Source organism: Paenibacillus taihuensis (genome assembly GCF_003386535.1).
Classification (GTDB): domain Bacteria; phylum Bacillota; class Bacilli; order Paenibacillales; family Paenibacillaceae; genus Paenibacillus_Z; species Paenibacillus_Z taihuensis.
Map to the genome: position 1 here is coordinate 1 of NZ_QTTN01000061.1, position 19,890 is coordinate 19,890.

The window sequence follows — 19,890 nt, forward strand, 5'->3', positions numbered from 1 at the left end:
GGGGAATGTGAGCAAACGATTCCGAGATCTCGATGGTTGGATAAGAAGAAGACTCCGGTCGGTACAGCTGCGAAGCTGGAGGAAGATAAGGAAACTTCATCGAGAGATGCGCAAACGAGGATGGGATAGAGAACTGCCGGGGTTACGAATGACCGCTTGGCGCAGCTCCTACTCGACGTATGCGCAGTATGCGATGCCAAACAAGTGGTTTGAAGAAATCGGTCTAAGTAGTTTGTCCTCGATCCAAAAAGACCTTCATCCCCAACGGGGATAATCATGGAGGAGCCGGATGCGATGACCCGCACGTCCGGATCTGTGAGAGGCCCATGCAATTGCGCATGGGCCTACTCGATTGTTTCCGCTAGAGTCGCTGTCACTTGCAGTTCTAAAACCTGTCCAGCACCCATAAGCTAGTCTTAGTTAACATTATAGAATTTATAAGCTTTGCTTGTATGGAATTCTATAATGTCTCCGTGAAACGTAAGCTTTAGCCGTGAGGACGGCGACAGCCGTTTACACTTAATAGGACCGCTTATAGGAGGGGGACGGGCAATGATGGAGCAAGGCAAAGGCCAGAAACGCCAGGAAATCAAAATGCTTAACCGCAAGATCCTTGAGATTACCGGCGTCAACAATGTGGAGAGCTTCGACAATGAAGAATTTCTGCTGGAGACCGACCTTGGCTTCTTGGCTATTCGGGGGCAGAATCTGCATATGAAGCATCTTAGCCTTGAGCAAGGGCTTGTTGCGATCGAGGGGCTCGTGCACTCGCTCAACTACTTGGATGGCAATAATACGGCCGTGAAGTCGAAGGGCCTGTTCGGGAAGTTATTTAAGTGAGTCTCAGCGTACAATGGCTGACGATGGCGACGATGCTGCTCTCTGGGATCGGGATGGGCATCGTCTTCGACGGATATCGGGTCGTGTCGGACGAGCTGAAGATTAGCCGCATATGGATTCCAGTGCTGGACTTGCTCTACTGGATCGCTGCGACAATTGTTGTGTTTCAAGTGCTCTCCTCCAGCAACGAAGGGGAAGTCAGAATCTATGTATTCCTCGGCTTGCTCATCGGCATCCTACTCTATTATTGGCTGTTCAGCAAAATGACGATGAAGCTCACGCATATTCTGATCGGGACCGTGCGGGCGATCATTCATTTTGTCATTCGCGCCTTCGTGCTGCTTGTCATAAAACCGCTCTTGCTGCTCTATCGAATTAGCAGGGTAATTTTAGCTTTTTTGAAGGCATTTACTATTTTCATATTCAAAATTGTGTTACAATTGGTTCGTCCTTTTTGGAAATTGTTTGCTTGGATGACGAAGCCGATTTGGAAACCTGTGGTTCGTTATTGGACAAGTCGGGTAAATCCAATTATCGCCAAGCGGCGGCTTAAGGAACGTGCTCTTGCGGTGAAGGATCGTGCAGTTCGTTTCTGGGAACGTCTTAAGAATTGGAAGTCGAATTCCGATAATGATAATGATCACAAGGACGACGAATAACAAATCATTAACGTCAGGAGGTCCATGAAATGGCGATTGCGCATACAGGTTCGAATTCATCCGCCGCTGCTAGTTATGCAGGAACGAAACGTCGGCTGAGAATTTGGTTTATATTTGTCGCCCTCTTCATGGGCTGGGCGTTATATACATTGCTGACGCAGCTTTCGCGCCAAGGCGATGCCGAGACGAAGCTTGCGAATGCATCTAAACAGATTGAGGAAGCGACCAAACAGGTGAAAGACTTGCAACTGCAAGTCACTCGTCTGAGTGACAAGGAGTATATTGGTCAGCTTGCAACGAAGGAACAGGGTATGGTCGGCAAAGGCGAGAAACAAATCGAGGTCATCAAACAGCCATAGTTGGGCGCTGTACCGGGGTATACGTCTGTTGCCTTGCTTCTTCCATTCGGGTATAATCACCTTAAGTAACCGCATTTTTACGGATTACAATCCTATTTTTTACCTCGCAGCCTAAGGGGCTGAGAGAACTCGAAGCAATCAGCTTCGCATAACGGTTAGGGAGGAACATTTTTATCTATGGCAATTGAAGTGGGCGCCAAGTTAGAGGGCAAGGTGACAGGCATTACGCATTTCGGAGCATTCGTCGATTTGTCGGGAGGTGTCACAGGGCTAGTTCACATCTCAGAGATTGCCGATAACTACGTCAAGGATGTTAAGGACCATCTGAAGATTGACGATGTCGTCACAGTCAAGGTCATTAACGTAGACAAAGACGGAAAAATCGGACTTTCCATTAAACAGGCAGTCGATCGTCCAGAAGGCTCTGCACCTCCTCAGCGTGAACGCAGCGGAGATCGCGGACCAGGTGGCTTTGGCGGCCGTACTGGCGGACCAAGCGGAGATCGCGGACCGAGCGGCGGCGGCGGTGGTTTTAATCGTCAAGGCGGCGGTGGCGGCGGCGGACGTCCGTTCAACAAAGCTGGCGGCGGTAAACCTGGATTCGGTAAACCATCTTTCGAGGATAAAGTGTCGCGCTTCCTGAAAGACAGTGAAGAGCGTATGTCTTCCTTGAAGAAGAACACGGAATCGAAACGCGGTGGCCGTGGCGCCAAGCGCGATTAATTTATAGAACGTCGACGAAGGCAGTGTCTTAGGACACTGCCTTTTTTTGCGCAAATGTGCGACCAGCACAAGAACGAGGGAAGGCAGAGTCGCCTCTATATTGGATAAATTCACTCATTTTCTCCAAAACGGCAGCTTCTCGGGGGCTATAATGGATTTTTCCACTCATTTTGGGCTGAAAGGGCTAAAAAGGCTGATTTTAAGCAGAAATGAATGTATTTTTCCACTATAGATTGCAATTAGGGCTGTCTAATTAATTCTATATTGGATAAATCCACTGTAGCTAATAAAGCCGAGGCGCAGGTGCGGCGGTTTCGACGTTTATGGAGCACGCACCACCACTTTCCACCGATCATTATGAACCCTCCGAGAGCTTGATAGCCGGAAACGACCGAATTAATGGACATTCCAGAGCCGTTTCAACCCTTTCTATGCAGTCCATCTCATAAATATACCCGCCCACGCAAAAAACTTTTCCCCCGTTCTCACTCAATCCCGACAGGTTTGGACGGCGATTCGCCAAGCGCCGCGCCAATTGCGGCAACAGAATTTGTTGAATGGATGGCGCATGTCAGCTGCCATAAAGCAGTCATTCCCTTGCTGGCACTGGTGCGCGCTGCAACTGACAAATGACCGCCCACCGTACACGAATTGTCGGAAAAAACTTTTAGGTTGGCAACGCTTTCTGACAAACTTTCGCAAGGCAGGTGCTCCATAATGGGGCTACACTAATTTTTCTGGAAAGGCTGGTGTCATTGCCGCATGGTGGACAAACCTAAGGTTGTTATGTTTCCCGGTGTACGCCCCAAAAACTTCGTTCAATCAGCCCTTCATAAGGGGCTTGAGCGTACAGGGCTGCTTCGCTTGGCCGGAATGATTACATCACGCAAGTGGACATTCGTCTTAATGGCCGTCGGCTTCCTTTTAGGCCGGGCAGTGATCCTGGAGTCACTCACTCCATTCGCAGTTGCTTACTTCACCGTTATTTATTTTCTAAGGCGAGATATGATCTTGCCTGTCGCATTATCCATCATTGCAGGCAGCTGGCTGGCCGTCGCGCCGGAGCCGATGTGGATCGCTATGGAGGTCGCCGTCGTATATCTGCTGCTGCGAGGACTGGAGGCATACGAGAGGGCGGAACTCTCCTATGCGCCGCTGCTCGTCTTCCTCTCTACGATGCTGGTCAGGCTGTTCGACAACGTCATTGCGGACAAGCTGGGCTGGTACGAACTGATGATGGTTGGCGTAGAAGCATCGCTCGGCTTCGTGCTTACGCTCGTGTTCGTCCAAGCGATTCCGGTCCTGACGTTAACGAAGAAGACGTCCGCGCTCAAGAACGAAGAAATTATCTGCCTCATGATCATGCTTGCCTCGATTATGACCGGGGCTGTCGGCTGGTTCGCAGGTGGCTTGTCCATTGAGCACGTTCTGTCGCGGTACATGCTGCTGCTCTTCGCACTCGTTGGCGGTGCACCGCTTGGCGCTTCCGTCGGCGTCGTCGCTGGGCTCATCCTGAGCCTCGCCGATACGAGCGCGATTGTACAGATGAGCTTGCTCGCTTTCGCAGGCTTGCTGGCAGGTCTGCTGCGGGAGGGCGGCAAAGCTGCAGTTGCCTTCGGGATGCTGCTTGGCTCCTCCATTCTCACTATCTACGTCGGCAATCAGACGGATGTGATGGCTTCTACTTGGGAGTCAGTCATTGCGGCGATCATGCTCATGCTGACACCGAAATCGATGATTCGTGTTATATCCAAATATGTGCCTGGCACACAGGAGCATGTCAAATCGCAGCATGAATATGCAAGAAGGGTGCGGGATGTCACGGCGCAGCGTGTCTCCCAGTTCTCGGAGGTGTTTCGCCAGCTGTCCCGGAGCTTCGGGCAGTTCGGCAATGTCGATGAGAGGGGCACCACGGATGAGAAGGAGAAGCGGGAAGAAGTGGTCAATCATTTCATGAACATCGTGGCTGACCGCACTTGCAGCTCCTGCCATCGGAGGGAACTATGCTGGGAGGGGAAATTTTATGAAACGTACAAAATGATGACGGGCATGATGACCGCGGTCCAGGAAGGACGGCGCACCACGCCGAAGGAGGTACCGCGCGAGTGGAGCACGCATTGCATTAAGACGCCGCAGGTATTAAGCGTCATGCTTCAGCAGCATGAAGTGTATCAGAACGACCAACATTGGAGGCGGCAGCTTAACGAATCGCGTCAGCTCGTCGCCGAGCAGCTCTTTGGCGTCTCTCAGGTCATGGAAGACCTGGCTCGTGAGATCAAGCGGGAAGGACAGCAGCTGCACATGCAGGAAGAACAAATCCGGGAGGCGCTCGAGGGGCTCGGTTTATCGATACAAGGAATTGAAATTATTAGTCTGGAGGAGGGGAACGTCGAAATCGAAGTGTACCATACGTTCGGCCGGGGCTATGACGAATGCCGGAAAATCATAGCACCTATGCTCTCTGATGTACTAGGTGAACCGATCACCGTCATGTCGGAGCAGTATCCGGAGAAGGGCGCAGCCATCGTCGTCTTCGGCACGGCCAAAGCGTATGAGGTGGAGACTGGCGTCGCCGGTCTCGCCAAGGGTGGTGATTTGCTGTCGGGAGACAGCTTCAGCACCGTGGAGCTGGGCAATGGCAAGTTTGCTGTCGCGATCAGCGATGGAATGGGCAATGGCGAGCGGGCCAAGCAGGAGAGCAGTACCGCTTTGACCATTTTGCAGCAGCTGCTGCAGTCGGGTATGGATGAGAAGCTGGCGATCAAGTCGGTTAATTCCGTCCTGCTGCTTCGTTCATCGGACGAAGTGTTCGCGACAGTCGATGTAGCGCTCATCGACATGTACAGTGCGAAGACGACTTTTATGAAAATCGGGTCAACGCCGAGCTTCATCAAGCGCGGTAACGAAGTGATCCCGATCACGGCCAACAATTTGCCGGTAGGAATATTGCAGGACATTGACATAGACTTGATCCGCGTGCAGCTTCACCCGGGTGATACGCTCATAATGATGACCGATGGCATCTATGATGCTCCGGGCCATGCGGTGAATAAGGAAATGTGGATGAAACGGGTGATCCAGGAGATCAGGTCCGATCAGCCGCAGGAGATAGCGGACGCGCTGCTGGATACTGTAGTGCGGTACCACAAAGGCGACATTGTGGATGATATGACGGTTGTCGTCGCGAAGGTGGATAAACATCAGCCCGAGTGGGCTACATTCCGCTGGCCGGGGAGAACTACGGTCGAGCGTCCAAGGACGGTGAGCTGACTGATGAGTAAATATACTAATGTTAGCGCTATAGTTGTAGCTAGAGCAAGCAAGCCTGGATCGCAAGAACGGAGTACTCGGAAGCGTGTGCTAGAAGTGGATGATCGTAAACGTATGCTAGAGGTGGATGACCGTAAGCGTATGTTAGAAGTGAATGATCGCAAGCGTGTGCTAGAGGTGAACGTCCCTGAGCGAGTGGCAGAGGAGGAAGCTCATAAGCTTGCGGGGGGAACGATTGTCGCAGAGCCGATGTTAGACCGTAGAGCACGCAAGCGAATTAGCCGCTCCCAGCAAGATAAGCGAAGACCCTCCCTGGTGAATGACCAATAATAGAAGAGAATAGAAGAAAGCCTGCCCGGCGCGCGCGGCAGGCTTTTTTGCGTTTTATAAAAGGGTTATCGCCTCTCAAAAATGGAAATGCTGATAGAGCTAGTACTAGCAGTAGATTCCAAGGTTTTGGAGGTATGAACAATGAGGCAAATTTTATTGGTGACGGACGGCTGCTCCAACGTCGGAGTAAGTCCGGTTGTGGCAGCAGCGCAGGCGTATGCTGCCCAGATTACAGTGAACGTTGTAGGGGTAATTGATCATGGAGATCTAGGCGAGTTCGGCTCATCGGAGATTGAGGAGATTGCCCGTGCAGGCGGAGGATTAAGCCGGTTATCCCATACACGTCAGCTGTCGCAGACGGTGCAGATGATGACGCGCAAGACAGTCGTGCAGACGATTCAGCAAGCGGTGTCCCGGGAGCTGAAGCAGGTGCTCGGGAATACGTCGATTGAAGAGCTGCCGCCGGAGAAACGCGGCGAAGTGGTCCGAGTCATCGACGATTTGACCGAGACGGCGAAGCTGAAGGTAGCGCTCTTGATCGATGCGAGCGCGAGCATGAAGCCGAAGCTTGCGGCGGTGGAGGAAGCGATCCGCGATTTGGCGATTAGCTTGTCTTCGCGGCAAGGCAGCAGCGAGCTGGCCGTGTTCCATTTTCCAGGCTCGGCCTATGGCGAGGATTGCATGCTCGACCTCGACTGGACGAGTAACATCAGCGGTATCCACTCGATTTTCCCGCGGTTGCAGATGCGCGGCACGACGCCGACCGGTCCGGCGCTATTGCATGTCATTGATTTTTACCAAAAAGCCGATTATGGTAATAGGAAGAATGATGGAACGGACGGGATGATGAGTGACTACGTCGTTTGAATGGAGCCTTCCTCGCGGTTCGATCATTAGCGGCAAGTGGAAGCAAGGCAGCTACCGCGTTGAACGTATGCTGGGTGAAGGCGCCAATGGGAAAGTGTTCTTGGTCGAGCGAGCGAAGTATTACTATGCGCTGAAGCTGGGGTCCGATGCCGTGGATTTGCAGTCCGAAGTCAATGTGCTGCAGTCGATTTATAAGCAGAAAGAGAAGCGAGGCGCGAAGCCGGGCCTCTTCCTTGTCGATGTCGATGATTACCGCGCTGCAGACGGAAAGGAATATCCTTTCTATGTAATGCGTTATATTAAAGGGAAGACGCTTTCGGACTACCTGCAGTCGCAAGGCAAGGAATGGTTCCCCGTTGTGCTCTATAATCTGCTTGGCAAGCTGGCGGAGCTGCATGAAGCGGGCTGGTCGTTCGGCGATCTGAAGGTCGAGAACGTGCTGGTCGCCGATTATGGCCGTCCGGAGCTAGTCGACTATGGCGGTGCAACGGCATTCGGCAAAGGAGTGCGGCAATTCACGGAGATCTACGACCGCGGGTATTGGAATGCGGGTACTCGCATCTCAGACGCGCGCTATGATCTGTTCTCCTTTGCCGTCCTCTGCCTGAAGCTGCAGGAGGGGCGCCGATTGGCGCAGCTGTCGTCCGGGCTGCTGCCGCAGACACGGACGCCGGATGAGCTGGCGAAGCTCGCGGCGACGAGCGCTGCATTGAAGCCGCTGAGCGGCTGGCTGCGCAAGGCGCTCTACGGCGAGTTCGCGAGCGCCCGTGAAGCTGCAGCCGCCTGGCAGCAGTGGATGCACAAGTCCGGCGCTCCGTCTAAGGCGTCAGCGCCTGCACCGCGCTGGCTGAAGGGCTTGTTCGCCTTGTCCGCCGCGGTGCTCGCAACGACAATCTACTTGCTGCTTCGTACAGCTTCGTAAGGGAGAGAGAAGAGAGAGGATGAGGTTAGGCGTGGACGATTGGCTGAGCGATCTGCTCGCATTAGCCCGGCAGGAGCAGCTATGGCGACCGGGCGATACGGTCGTTGCCGCCGTATCCGGCGGGCCGGATTCGATGGCGCTGCTCCATATGCTTCACCGGCTCGCCGGACCCGAGCGCCTCACGCTGGTGGCCGCGCATGTCGACCACGGCTTTCGCGGGGAGGAGTCGGCGCGGGAAGCCGAGTCCGTCCGGCAATATGCGGCAGCGCTTGGCATTGCTTGCCAAACGGTACGATTCGATTTGCCTGCTTATATAGAAGAAACACGAATGAACGCACAGGCGGCGGCGCGTGAGAAGCGCTATGCGTTCTTGCATGAAGTGGCCGCTAATTATGGGGCAGCGTGCATTGCGCTCGCCCACCATGCTGATGATCAGGCAGAGACGGTGCTCATGCGCCTGCTGCGCGGAACGGGCCCTGGAGGGCTTGCCGGCATGGCGATGAAACGATCCGAAAAAAACGTGGAACTTATTCGCCCTCTTTTGCGTACATACAAGGCAGACATCCTGCGTTACTGTGAACAGTGGGCGGTGCCTTACAGCCAGGATAGCAGCAACGGACAGAAGTACTATACTCGCAACGTCGTCCGTTTGGAGGTACTGCCGTATTTGGCATCATTTAACCCCCAGATCGCGCAGTCGCTCGTGCGGCTGTCGGAACTTGCATCGGCCGAAGACGATTGGCTGGAGCAGGAAACAAAGGCGGTTTTTGAGCGCTATACGACAAAGCAGCACGATGGATGCCAATTAAACCGCAAAGCGCTGCTTGGCTTGCATGTCGCTTTACAAAGGAGATTGATTAAACTAATATTGAGTTATATTGGCTTGGAAACGGAAACCACTTCATTCGATAGCGTAGAAACGATTAGGCTTGCAGCCGCAGATGGCGCAGCATCAACGTGGAGCTTCGATGTAGGCGGCGGTGCAAGGTTTCTGCGTGAGTATGACAATCTCGTCTTTATCCGCCAGGAACGGCCTGGGATGACATCCCGGCAAAGCGGATATGCATATGTTGTCCCGGAAGGCACAGCCATGCTTAATCTGCTCGAGGCAGAGGCGGAGCTTGCCTTTGAAGAAATGGCTGCATCCGAGGCTTCTATGCCAGGCAGCCGGCTGGAAGCGTTGTTCGACGCCGAGGCTCTTCAGTACCCGCTCACGGTACGAAATCGCATCCCGGGTGACCGAATGCAAGTGCTTGGTTTAAATGGTACCAAAAAGGTACAAGATATGTTCGTTGATGAACGCGTCGCACCGTCACGCCGTGATGTGCTGCCGCTCGTTATCGACGCCAATGGTTTCGTGCTTTGGATACCGGGCATTCGAAGATCAAGACATGCGCAGGTGCAAGCAACGACAAGCCGTGTGATTCGCATGACAATGCGGCAGGCGGCGGAATTGCCGTAAGCTTCATGCCGGCGCCCTTGAATAAGATGCTGCAATCCATTCATAGTATAGGCAAGATACATTTAGGAGGTCCCTTAGTTTGCTGAACGACATTCAAGAAGTGCTTTACGACGCAAACCAAATTCAGCAGAAGGTTCAAGAGCTTGGAGACACGCTCAGCCGTGAGTTTGAAGGTCGCAACCCGCTCGTTATCTGCGTGCTTAAAGGCGCATTTATTTTTATGGCTGATCTGGTCAAGACGATTACGATCCCGCTGGAAATGGACTTTATGGCCGTATCGAGTTATGGTGCATCGACCAAGACAAGCGGAGTAGTGAAGATCATCAAGGACCTTGACACATCGGTGCAGGGCCGTGATGTCATCATTGTCGAAGATATTATCGACAGCGGACTGACGCTCAGTTACCTCATTGATGTGCTGGAGCGCCGCAATTCCAAGTCCATTACGCTCGTGACGTTGTTTGATAAGCCGTCAGGCCGCAAAGTGGAGCTGGAAGCGGACCATAAAGGGTTTGTTCTGCCGGACGCATTCGTCGTCGGCTACGGGCTGGATTATGCGGAGAAATACCGCAATTTGCCGATTATCGGCATCTTAAAGCCCGAGGTTTACGAGAAGTAAATCGCAAGGACTGCAGGCTCGCCATGCATGACGGGCTCCTTCTTATAGTGGGGGGCCTCTCGTGCGGGGTCATCTTATTTTTTCGCGTCTCGAGAGGAGGTAGGGGATGAATCGGATCATCCGTAATACTGGCTTTTATTTGATTATTTTTTTGGTGACCGTCGGGATCTTCCAATTTATTAGCAGCCAAAATGACTCCACAAGTGAAATCACTTACGACCAATTTAGAAAAGAGCTGGCGGCTGACAACATCAAACAGCTGGAGCTGCAATTTGATAATTACTCCTATCTGATCACCGGTGAATACAAGAACAAACCGGATAAAGCAGATTCAGCCCAGTTCTATACACATACCAGCGTTGAGGAATTTGTCGTTAAAGAAATTAACGACGCGCAGGCCAAGAATGGATTTACCATGGATGTTAAGCCGATGGAAGGCCAAAGCATCTGGCTCACCTTCCTGACGTCGATCATACCGTTCGTGATTATCTTCATTCTGTTCTTCTTCCTGATCAATCAGGCACAGGGCGGCGGCGGCAAAGTGATGAACTTCGGCAAGAGCCGTGCCCGTCTCTATAATGAAGAGAAGAAGCGCGTAACGTTCGAGGACGTTGCGGGCGCAGACGAAGAGAAGCAAGAGCTCGTTGAAGTTGTCGAATTCTTGAAGGATCCACGCAAATTCGCAGCCGTTGGCGCACGTATTCCGAAAGGGGTATTGCTGAACGGACCTCCGGGTACCGGTAAAACATTGCTTGCGCGTGCGGTTGCAGGCGAAGCAGGCGTTCCGTTCTTCAGCATTTCCGGTTCGGACTTCGTAGAGATGTTCGTCGGTGTCGGTGCTTCCCGTGTTCGTGACTTGTTCGAGAATGCGAAGAAGAACGCGCCATGTATTATCTTCATCGATGAGATCGATGCAGTTGGCCGTCAGCGCGGCGCCGGTCTCGGCGGCGGGCACGATGAGCGCGAACAGACGCTCAACCAACTCCTCGTTGAAATGGACGGCTTCGGCGCGAACGAAGGGATCATCATCGTCGCAGCTACGAACCGCCCTGACATTCTTGACCCTGCCTTGCTCCGTCCAGGCCGTTTCGACCGTCAAATTACGGTTGACCGTCCAGACGTGAAAGGCCGCGAAGCGGTACTGAAAGTACACGCTCGCAACAAGCCGCTTGCCAAAGACGTGAAGCTCGATGTTATCGCAAAGCGTACAACTGGCTTTACGGGCGCGGATCTCGAGAACCTGCTGAACGAAGCAGCCCTTCTCGCCGCTCGCCGCAACAAGAAAGACATTGCCATGGTCGAGGTTGATGAAGCGATCGACCGCGTAATCGTCGGTACGGAGAAACGCAGCCGCGTGATCAGCGACCGCGAGAAGCGGATCGTCGCTTACCATGAAGCAGGCCACACGATTGCGGGCTACTTCCTGGAGCACGCCGACCAAGTACACAAAGTTACGATCATCCCGCGCGGGCGCGCAGGCGGATACGTTATCATGCTTCCTAAAGATGGCGACCGCATGCTGACGACGAAGCAGGAATTGCTCGATAAAGTAACAGGCCTCCTTGCTGGCCGCGTTGCCGAGGAAATTTACATCGGCGAAATCGGTACTGGCGCTTACAGCGACTTCAAACAAGCGACGAGCATCGTCCGTGCCATGATTATGGAATACGGCATGAGCGACAAGCTTGGACCCATGCAGTTCGGCAGCAGCTCGCAAGGTCAAGTGTTCCTCGGCCGCGATATCGGACATGAGCAGAATTATTCCGATTCGATCGCATACGAGATTGATCAAGAGATGCAGAGCATTATCCAATCCTGTTATGCGCGTGCGAAGCAGGTTCTCACGGAGAAAAGCAAAGAGATGCATCTTATCGCGCAGACGCTCCTCACTGAAGAAACACTCGAGCTTGAACAGATCAAACGCCTCATTGAGAGCGGTTCTGCGGCAGGCGGCGAGGGTGAGAGCAGCACTTCGTCCGCTGTGACGGCGGAACCTAAAGCTGAACCGATTATCGATACAATCGGCGGCGTGAAGGTACGCATTGGCTCGAAGGAAGCTGGCGAGATTACACCTCCGCCGCTCGATTCGGACAACGGCAATGACGATGATGGCAACGGAACACCGCCACAAGCATAATAATGAAATAAGGGCTGTCCGCATACAGGAAACTGAGCGGGCAGCCTTTTTTAATGAAAAAGGGCTGTTTATGCGAAAATTTACGAAAAGGATAGGTTTCGTCCTCCATGGCCCCCAATTCACCAAGAAACAGCGGCTTTTGCCGCTAGAGGCGGGCGAGAAGCCGATTACCGTTGGTTGACAGCATAACCTACCTTGTGTAAATTAAATGTTAATTACTTATAAAGTAACCACGAATCAAGGGACAGAGCGCATGGAAAGCTACAGAAGAACGCCATGCAGGTTTACTGTTATTCTCGATAAATAAGGTGAACGAACAACGTAGTTTGTGCATCTGTTCACAAAGTTAGTGAAAAGAGGGGAATTGAACCATGGAAGCATTGGCTCTCGAGCGGAAGGCGGAACAAAACCGCGAACTCCGGGAACGTTTGATGCAGCTGAAGAAAGAGCGTAACGCAATTATTCTCGCACATTATTATCAGCGTGATGAAATTCAAGAGGTCGCGGATTTCCGCGGCGACTCGTTCCTGCTGGCACAGAAAGCGGCTGAAACAGATGCGGATGTCATCGTGTTCTGCGGTGTTCATTTTATGGGCGAAAGCGCGAAGATATTGGCACCGAACAAGACGGTTATCATTCCGGATGAGCGTGCGGGCTGCCCGATGGCGGACATGGTCAACGTTGACGGCTTGCGCAAGCTGAAGGCGCAGCACCCGAACGCGAAGGTTGTTACGTACATTAACTCGTCGGCTGAGATCAAGGCTGAGACGGATATTTGCTGTACTTCGGCGAATGCGGTTCGCGTTGTGAACTCGGTTGATTCCGATGAAATCATCTGGGTGCCGGATAAGAACCTCGGCCACTACGTGCAGCAGAAGACGGACAAGAAGATGATTATCTGGGAAGGCTACTGCAATACGCATGATATGCTGACTGTGAAAGACGTTGAAGAAATGAAAGCGAAGCATCCGAACGCTCAGTTCGTCGTTCATCCGGAATGCCGTCCTGAAGTTGTGGCGCTTGGCGATTTCGTCGGCAGTACAACCGCTATTATCAAATATTGCAAAGAATCCGATTGCCAGGAATTCATCGTCGGTACAGAAGACGGAACAGGCTATCAGCTGCGTCTCGACAGCCCGAACAAGACGTTCCATTTTGCGACGAAGTACTTGGTTTGCCCGAACATGAAAGTAAACAACCTGAAGAAGCTTGTCAAATGTCTGGAAACGATGCAGCCGCAGATTTATGTTCCAGAAGAAGTTGCAAGCAAAGCCCGTTTATCCCTGGAGCGCATGTTACAAGTGAAGTAGCATGCGCTACTCTCTTTCCGCACCTAACGCAGAGAGGATAGCTGCCATTATGATTCCACGTTATTTAGTAGATACTCAGTTGGAAGGGCTGCCAGTCATTCATAAAGACGTCATCGTGATCGGGGCCGGCATTGCCGGTCTTTTTACCGCGATTAAAGCGAGCGAGACGCATGATGTCCTTATGATTACGAAGAAGTCCCTTATGGACAGTAATACACGTTACGCACAGGGCGGCATTGCCGCTGTTTTCTCAGATGATGACTCGCCTGCCTACCACCGTCAAGATACGTTGGTTGCCGGTGCGGGTCTTTGTTCGCATGAAGCGGTTGAGGTGCTCGTGCATGAAGGACCGCAAGGCGTACAGGATCTCATTCGAATGGGCACCCAATTCGATCAGGAGAACGGCGAGTTCGCGTTGACCAAAGAAGGGGCGCACAGCCAGCGCCGCATTCTGCATGCAAACGGCGATGCGACAGGCTTCGAGATCGTCCGGGCATTGTCGGAGAAGGCAATCGCGAATGAGCGGATCGAAGTGTGGGATGACCATTTTGTCATCGACTTGATTACCGATAACGGTGTTTGCTATGGTGCACTTGTGCAGAAGCCTGACGGACAGCGTCTGTTTGTGCGTGGCAAAGCGACTATTCTTTGCTCCGGCGGTGCAGGGCAGCTCTACCGTTACACAACGAACCCGGAAGTCGCTACTGCTGACGGCATCGCGATGGCATACCGGGCTGGTGCTTACATACAAGATGTCGAGTTTATTCAGTTCCATCCAACTTCTCTCTGCTATCCAGGCGCGCCGCGCTTCCTGATCTCAGAGGCGGTTCGCGGTGAAGGCGCTATTCTGCGTAATATTAGAGGCGAGCGGTTTATGGAGAAGTACCATGAGCAGCTTGAGCTTGCTCCGCGCGACGTCGTTGCGCGTGCCATCTTATCCGAAATCGAGGCGACGAAGTCGACCTTCGTCTATCTCGATATTACGCATGAGTCAGCGGATATGGTGAAGCATCGCTTCCCGAATATTTATGAATTCTGCCTCAATTACGGTCTCGATCTAACGACAGATTGGATTCCAGTCGCGCCTGCGGCGCATTATATGATGGGCGGGGTCAAAACAGATCTGAATGGCGAGACGAACCTTGCGCGTCTATTCGCGTGTGGCGAATGCTCGTCCACGGGCGTGCACGGCGCTAATCGGCTGGCCAGCAATTCGCTCTCGGAAGCGATTGTATTCGGCCGCCGCATCGTCGAGCGTATCAATGCACTGACGCCGCTCGAAGGCCATGAGCATGTGCGCCTGGAAACAATGGGCCGCACGGAGACGCCGATTCAACCGGCGGTCGAGAAGCGGCTGAAGCTGCAGAAGCTGATGGTGCGCTATGTGGGATTGCGCCGGAATGCGAATGGGCTATTGAAAGGGTTGGACGAGCTGAAACGGCTTCGCTCGATCTTCGGATCGGTCATTACGAAGCGTGAAGAATATGAATTTGCAAACTTGCTGACATGTGCGCTGCTGACGGCACAATCGGCGCTTGCGCGTGAAGAGAGCCGCGGGGCGCACAGTCGGGAAGATTTTCCAGAGCGGGATGACCTGCACTGGCGCAAGCACACGGTACTCCACCGGGAGTATGGTTTAACAGAGGAGAGAATTGATCATGAATGAGGCTACACTTGCAGCAGTAGGCGGCGGAAGTGCAGATGCGCTGCGGGCGCAAATTAAAGCGTGGCTTGCTGAGGACATTGGAACGGGCGACATCACAAGCTGGACAACTATTCCGGCGGGCAGCCGCTCGAAGGCGGTTATTCATGTGAAGGAGACAGGTGTTCTAGCGGGCATGCCAATTGCGGCGCTCGTGTTCGACGTCGTCGATCCATCGCTTGTGTTCCGTCCGCTTGCGGCTGACGGAGATGCCGTCACGAAAGGAACCGTGCTCGCTGAGGTTGAAGGCAGCACGCATAGCATTCTAACAGGCGAGCGGCTGGCGCTTAATCTACTGCAGCGCCTTTCTGGCATCGCGACGAAGACGCGTGATTTCGTTAATGCGATCGAGGGGCTGCCTGCGCGCCTTGTCGATACGCGCAAGACGACACCGGGCCATCGGCTGCTGGAGAAATACGCCGTTCGTGTAGGCGGCGGATATAATCATCGTTTCGGCTTATATGATGCCGTTATGATTAAGGACAATCATATTAAAGGCTCCGGCGGCATTACCGGCGCCGTACAAGCCGCACGCCAAGCGATTCCGCATACGATGAAGATTGAAGTCGAGACGGAATCGCTTGAGCAAGTGGAAGAAGCGCTCGCGTGCGGCAGCGACATCATTATGCTCGATAACATGCCGAACGACCTGATGCGCGAAGCGGTGAAACGGATCAAAGCGCATTCGCCGCATGTGATCGTGGAAGCGTCTGGAGGCGTCAACCTAAACACGATTCGCGGGATTGCGGAGTGTGGTGTTGACGTGATCTCGGTAGGCGGCCTTACGTACTCGTTCCAATCGCTGGACATCAGTCTTGATTTGAACGGTAAGAAAGGAGGCGCGTAAGCTTATGATCGTTGTTGTCGACGTTGGGAATACGAACATTGTGCTCGGGATCTATGAGGCGAAGAAGCTGCTGTATCACTGGCGGCTGAGCACGAATCGTTCCGCTACAGTAGATGAATACGGCATTATGATTCATAACCTGTTCCAGATCGCAGGCGTGAAGCTGGACCAGATCGACGGCGTTATCATTTCCTCCGTTGTGCCGCCGCTGATGCGGACCTTGGAGCAGCTTTGCCAGAAGTATCTGCGCAAATCGCCGCTTATCGTAGGTCCTGGCATCAAGACTGGCTTGAACATTCGTTATGAGAACCCGCGCGAGGTTGGAGCGGACCGTATCGTCAACTCCATCGCGGGCATTGAGAAATACGGCGCACCGCTCATTATTGTTGATTTCGGCACCGCGACGACGTTCGATTACATCGACGTGGCCGGGGATTATCTTGGCGGCGCCATTGTGCCGGGCATCGGCATCTCCACCGAAGCGCTTTATCAACGAGCGGCGAAGCTGCCGCGTATTGAGCTCGTGAAGCCGAAAAGCGTCATTGGGCGCAATCCGGTCACTTCTATGCAGGCGGGCATTATCTTCGGCTACGCCGGTCAGGTGGATGGAATTGTCGCACGTATCCGCAAGGAATTTAACGTGAAGCCGCGCGTTATCGCAACCGGCGGCTTAGCTGACTTGATCGCCGCTGAATCGGACACAATTGAAGAAGTCGATCCGCTGCTGACGCTGGAAGGACTGCGCATTATATACGAACGCAATCAAGAATAGAAAGAGGATTTGCTCATGACAGGAACAAATGATACAGCAGTAACACATGATTATTTGGTGCGCGGCACCGCTTGGAACGGCCAGCTGCGTGTTTTTGCAGTGAGAACGACTAAATTGGTAGAGGAGCTGCGTAAGCGTCATAATACACTGCCGACGACAACAGCTGCGCTCGGCCGTACTGCGACTGCAGGCGCAATGATGGGCGCGATGCTGAAGGGCAAAGAGAAGCTTACCATTCAAGTCAAAGGTGACGGACCTGTGGGCGCAATTGTCGTCGATGCGAATGCCGATGGCGAAGTGCGTGGTTATGTCGACAACCCACAGGTGCAGCTACCTAGTAATGCACTTGGCAAGCTGGACGTTGCAGGCGCTGTTGGACGCGAAGGCTACATTCACATCGTCAAAGACTTAGGTCTTAAGGAGCCGTACCGCGGCAGCACTCCGATTGTGTCGGGCGAGCTAGCGGAAGACTTTACGTACTATTTTGCCAAGTCGGAACAGACGCCTTCGGTTGTTGGTCTGAGCGTGCTCGTAGACGAATACGGCACAGTTATTAGCGCAGGCGGTTTTATCGTGCAGGTGCTGCCAGGTATTACAGATGAGGATCTCTTGAAGCTTGAGCAGGCGATCTCTGCGTTGCCGCCGATTTCTTCGCTGCTTAGCCAAGGCGAGGCGCCGGAAGAATTACTTCGTCATGTCGTGGGCGATGATATGCAGCTGATGGATGAGCTGAGCATCGTATTCCAATGCCAATGCTCCAAAGAGCGTGTCGAGCGGACGCTGATCAGCATGGGCGAACACGAGATTCGCCAGCTGATCGAAGAAGATGGCCAAGCCGAAGTCGTATGCCATTTCTGCAACGAGACGTATACGTTTGACCGTTCTCAGATGGAGATGCTGCTCGAACAAGCAAAGCCGAAACCGATTCAATAATCGAAAGGCGTTAAGCGCAAATGTTGAAGAAGGACCGGGTACTGAGGAGCATCGTGCTGCTTCAGGCTGTATGTATGATTATAATGGCTATACTCGTCGTATTCCGGGTATTGCTCCCGCCGAAGGCAGCTCCGCAGACAGATATTGACGGTCTCCAGCAACAGGGGAATACACCGCCTTCGGCAGAAGAGCCGATCGCGGCGACAGTGGGCAGCGAGCGGATTACGGAGAAGCAGCTGAATGAACAGCTTCGATTGCAATATGGCGACCAGCTGCTGCGGACACTCATGGTACGTGCGGCTACTCGGCTAGAAGCGGATGCCTACGGGCTGCAAGTGACCGAAGAGGAAATTGATGATGAGCTGTCGATTATGATGGCCGGTTACGAGAGTGAACAGCAGTATTATGATGCCATGAAGGAGCAGCTTGGCCTAACGCGGGAAGGTGTCCATGATGATGCGAAGTACAGGCTGCTGCTGGACAAGGTGGCTGTTCGATCTGTAGACGTCACCGATGCGGAGATTGATGCTTACATAGCGGATAATAAGGAGCAGTATTCCGCGCGGACACAGCTGCACTTGGCCTGGATTGTGGTCCCGGACCGCAAGACGGCGGATGAGGTGTTGGACAAGCTGTCTGACGGTGAAGATTTTGCGCTGATGGCTCGCACGTACTCGATTGATTCGGATACGTCGGAGAATGGCGGCGACCTTGGCTATATCGATGCCGATGATCCTTTTGCCGATCAGGCTATGCTTGAAGCGGCTGGCGGGCTAAGCGTAGGTGGAGTGACCGGTCCGATTACAGTCGATTTGGGTCAAGCGATTATTCAGCTGCTGGAGAAGAAGACCGAAAAGGAAATGAGCAACAGCCGTCAGCGGGATCAAGCGCGGAGAGATATTGCATTGTCCAAGCTGAATGGGCTACGTTCATTCGAGGACCAGCTGCTTCAGAAATATGACGCCAAGACCGTGCAGCCATAATCATTTCTTATGGACACGATAAGGACTTTTGAACGATCCGGGCTATTGACAACTACTGGGTTTCGTTGCTATTATGGAATTAATACCAACTGATTTAGTCGGAATAAGGAGGAGCAAAAATCATGGCTAGAATTGTACAAAGCGTGACTGAGCTTATTGGGGATACACCGCTTGTTCGTTTGAACCGTTTGGTACCGGAGGACAGCGCGGAAGTTTACGTGAAATTGGAGTATCAGAACCCAGGTGCAAGCGTTAAGGACCGTATCGCAATCAGCATGATTGAGGTTGCTGAGCAAGAGGGCGTTCTGAAGCCAGGCGACACAATCGTTGAACCAACAAGCGGTAACACAGGTATCGGCCTTGCAATGGTTGCTGCTGCTAAAGGATATAAATCGATTCTCGTTATGCCGGAAACAATGAGCGTTGAGCGTCGCAACCTGCTTCGCGCTTATGGTGCTGATCTCGTGCTTACGCCAGGGGCTGAAGGCATGAACGGTGCAGTTCGCCGTGCAGAAGAACTGGCTGCACAGAATCCGAACTACTTTATTCCGCAACAATTCAAGAACCAAGCCAACGTGAAGATTCACCGCGAAACGACTGGTCCAGAGATCGTTGAAGCGATCAACTCGCTTGATGGCAAGCTGGATGCATTCGTGGCAGGTATCGGTACAGGCGGTACGATTTCCGGTGCTGGCGAAATTCTGAAGCAGAACTTCCCGGGCATTAAAGTCGTAGCGGTTGAGCCAGCAGCTTCTCCGCTTCTCTCTGGCGGCAGCCCAGGCGGCCACAAGATCCAAGGTATCGGTGCGAACTTCATTCCGGACATTCTGAACCGTGAGATCTATGATCAAGTGATCACGATCGAGAATGAGGAAGCGTTCGAAACCGCTCGTCGTGCGGCGAAAGAAGAAGGGATCCTCTGCGGTATTTCTTCCGGTGCAGCGATCTTCGCAGCACTCAAAGTAGCGAAAGAGCTTGGCAAAGGCAAGCGTGTCGTTGCGATCGTTCCATCGAACGGTGAACGTTACCTGTCCACGCCGCTGTTCAACTTCGAGAACTAATGATAAGGCTGTCAGCAGCCTGATGATATGGAAGAAGAGAAGGTCTCCTGATCGATCGCCGATCGGGGGACTTTCTTTCTTTATGGATTGGGAT

At 53.0% G+C, this 19,890-nt stretch carries 18 protein-coding genes; all 18 read left to right on the plus strand.

The window, feature by feature from the left end:
* The first annotated feature begins 552 nt into the window (after nt 1–552).
* The gene (gene yabP, locus A8990_RS29345; RefSeq protein ID WP_116192572.1) at nt 553–840 is read left to right on the plus strand and encodes a sporulation protein YabP; all 288 of its coding nucleotides are present in this window, start codon (nt 553–555) and stop codon (nt 838–840) included.
* Nucleotides 837–1,499, plus strand: a complete 663-nt coding sequence (yabQ, locus tag A8990_RS29350; RefSeq protein WP_245996293.1) for a spore cortex biosynthesis protein YabQ — start codon at nt 837–839, stop codon at nt 1,497–1,499. Before yabP ends, yabQ begins: the two co-directional genes overlap by 4 nt.
* 29 nt (nt 1,500–1,528) lie before the next feature.
* Entirely contained in the window at nt 1,529–1,858 is a 330-nt protein-coding gene (locus tag A8990_RS29355) for an FtsB family cell division protein (RefSeq protein ID WP_116192573.1), read from the plus strand.
* 177 nt (nt 1,859–2,035) lie between these two features.
* Nucleotides 2,036–2,581, plus strand: coding sequence for a S1 domain-containing RNA-binding protein (locus A8990_RS29360; protein WP_116192574.1), 546 nt, complete (start codon nt 2,036–2,038; stop codon nt 2,579–2,581).
* Between the two features lie 762 nt (nt 2,582–3,343).
* Nucleotides 3,344–5,851, plus strand: a complete 2,508-nt coding sequence (gene spoIIE, locus A8990_RS29365) for a stage II sporulation protein E (protein WP_116192575.1) — start codon at nt 3,344–3,346, stop codon at nt 5,849–5,851.
* A gap of 87 nt (nt 5,852–5,938) precedes the next feature.
* On the plus strand, nt 5,939–6,181 hold the full coding sequence (locus A8990_RS29370) for a hypothetical protein (RefSeq protein WP_147306895.1): 243 nt from the start codon (nt 5,939–5,941) through the stop codon (nt 6,179–6,181).
* 141 nt (nt 6,182–6,322) lie between these two features.
* The gene (locus A8990_RS29375; protein WP_116192577.1) at nt 6,323–7,048 is read left to right on the plus strand and encodes a vWA domain-containing protein; all 726 of its coding nucleotides are present in this window, start codon (nt 6,323–6,325) and stop codon (nt 7,046–7,048) included.
* A complete protein-coding gene (locus A8990_RS29380) occupies nt 7,032–7,970 on the plus strand; it encodes a protein kinase domain-containing protein (protein ID WP_116192578.1) in 939 nt (312 codons plus the stop codon). Before A8990_RS29375 ends, A8990_RS29380 begins: the two co-directional genes overlap by 17 nt.
* Before the next feature lie 19 nt (nt 7,971–7,989).
* The gene (gene tilS, locus A8990_RS29385) at nt 7,990–9,432 is read left to right on the plus strand and encodes a tRNA lysidine(34) synthetase TilS (protein ID WP_116192579.1); all 1,443 of its coding nucleotides are present in this window, start codon (nt 7,990–7,992) and stop codon (nt 9,430–9,432) included.
* Between the two features lie 79 nt (nt 9,433–9,511).
* Nucleotides 9,512–10,051 (plus strand): hypoxanthine phosphoribosyltransferase, encoded by a 540-nt coding sequence (gene hpt / locus A8990_RS29390; RefSeq protein WP_116192580.1) that lies wholly within the window; start codon nt 9,512–9,514, stop codon nt 10,049–10,051.
* Between the two features lie 106 nt (nt 10,052–10,157).
* Nucleotides 10,158–12,188: an ATP-dependent zinc metalloprotease FtsH gene (ftsH, locus tag A8990_RS29395; RefSeq protein WP_116192581.1), complete on the plus strand. Its 2,031-nt coding sequence runs from the start codon at nt 10,158–10,160 to the stop codon at nt 12,186–12,188.
* A 371-nt stretch (nt 12,189–12,559) separates the two neighbouring features.
* Nucleotides 12,560–13,498, plus strand: a complete 939-nt coding sequence (gene nadA, locus A8990_RS29400) for a quinolinate synthase NadA (RefSeq protein ID WP_116192582.1) — start codon at nt 12,560–12,562, stop codon at nt 13,496–13,498.
* A 49-nt stretch (nt 13,499–13,547) separates the two neighbouring features.
* A complete protein-coding gene (nadB, locus tag A8990_RS29405) occupies nt 13,548–15,164 on the plus strand; it encodes an L-aspartate oxidase (protein WP_116192583.1) in 1,617 nt (538 codons plus the stop codon).
* Nucleotides 15,157–16,047, plus strand: a complete 891-nt coding sequence (gene nadC / locus A8990_RS29410) for a carboxylating nicotinate-nucleotide diphosphorylase (protein WP_116192584.1) — start codon at nt 15,157–15,159, stop codon at nt 16,045–16,047. Before nadB ends, nadC begins: the two co-directional genes overlap by 8 nt.
* A 4-nt stretch (nt 16,048–16,051) precedes the next feature.
* Nucleotides 16,052–16,819 (plus strand): type III pantothenate kinase, encoded by a 768-nt coding sequence (locus tag A8990_RS29415; RefSeq protein WP_116192585.1) that lies wholly within the window; start codon nt 16,052–16,054, stop codon nt 16,817–16,819.
* A 15-nt stretch (nt 16,820–16,834) separates the two neighbouring features.
* Complete coding sequence (gene hslO / locus A8990_RS29420) at nt 16,835–17,752, plus strand: Hsp33 family molecular chaperone HslO (RefSeq protein ID WP_116192586.1); 918 nt, start codon at nt 16,835–16,837, stop codon at nt 17,750–17,752.
* A 20-nt stretch (nt 17,753–17,772) separates the two neighbouring features.
* Complete coding sequence (locus tag A8990_RS29425) at nt 17,773–18,735, plus strand: peptidylprolyl isomerase (RefSeq protein ID WP_116192587.1); 963 nt, start codon at nt 17,773–17,775, stop codon at nt 18,733–18,735.
* A gap of 122 nt (nt 18,736–18,857) precedes the next feature.
* A complete protein-coding gene (cysK, locus tag A8990_RS29430; RefSeq protein ID WP_116192588.1) occupies nt 18,858–19,796 on the plus strand; it encodes a cysteine synthase A in 939 nt (312 codons plus the stop codon).
* Nucleotides 19,797–19,890 lie beyond the last annotated feature (94 nt).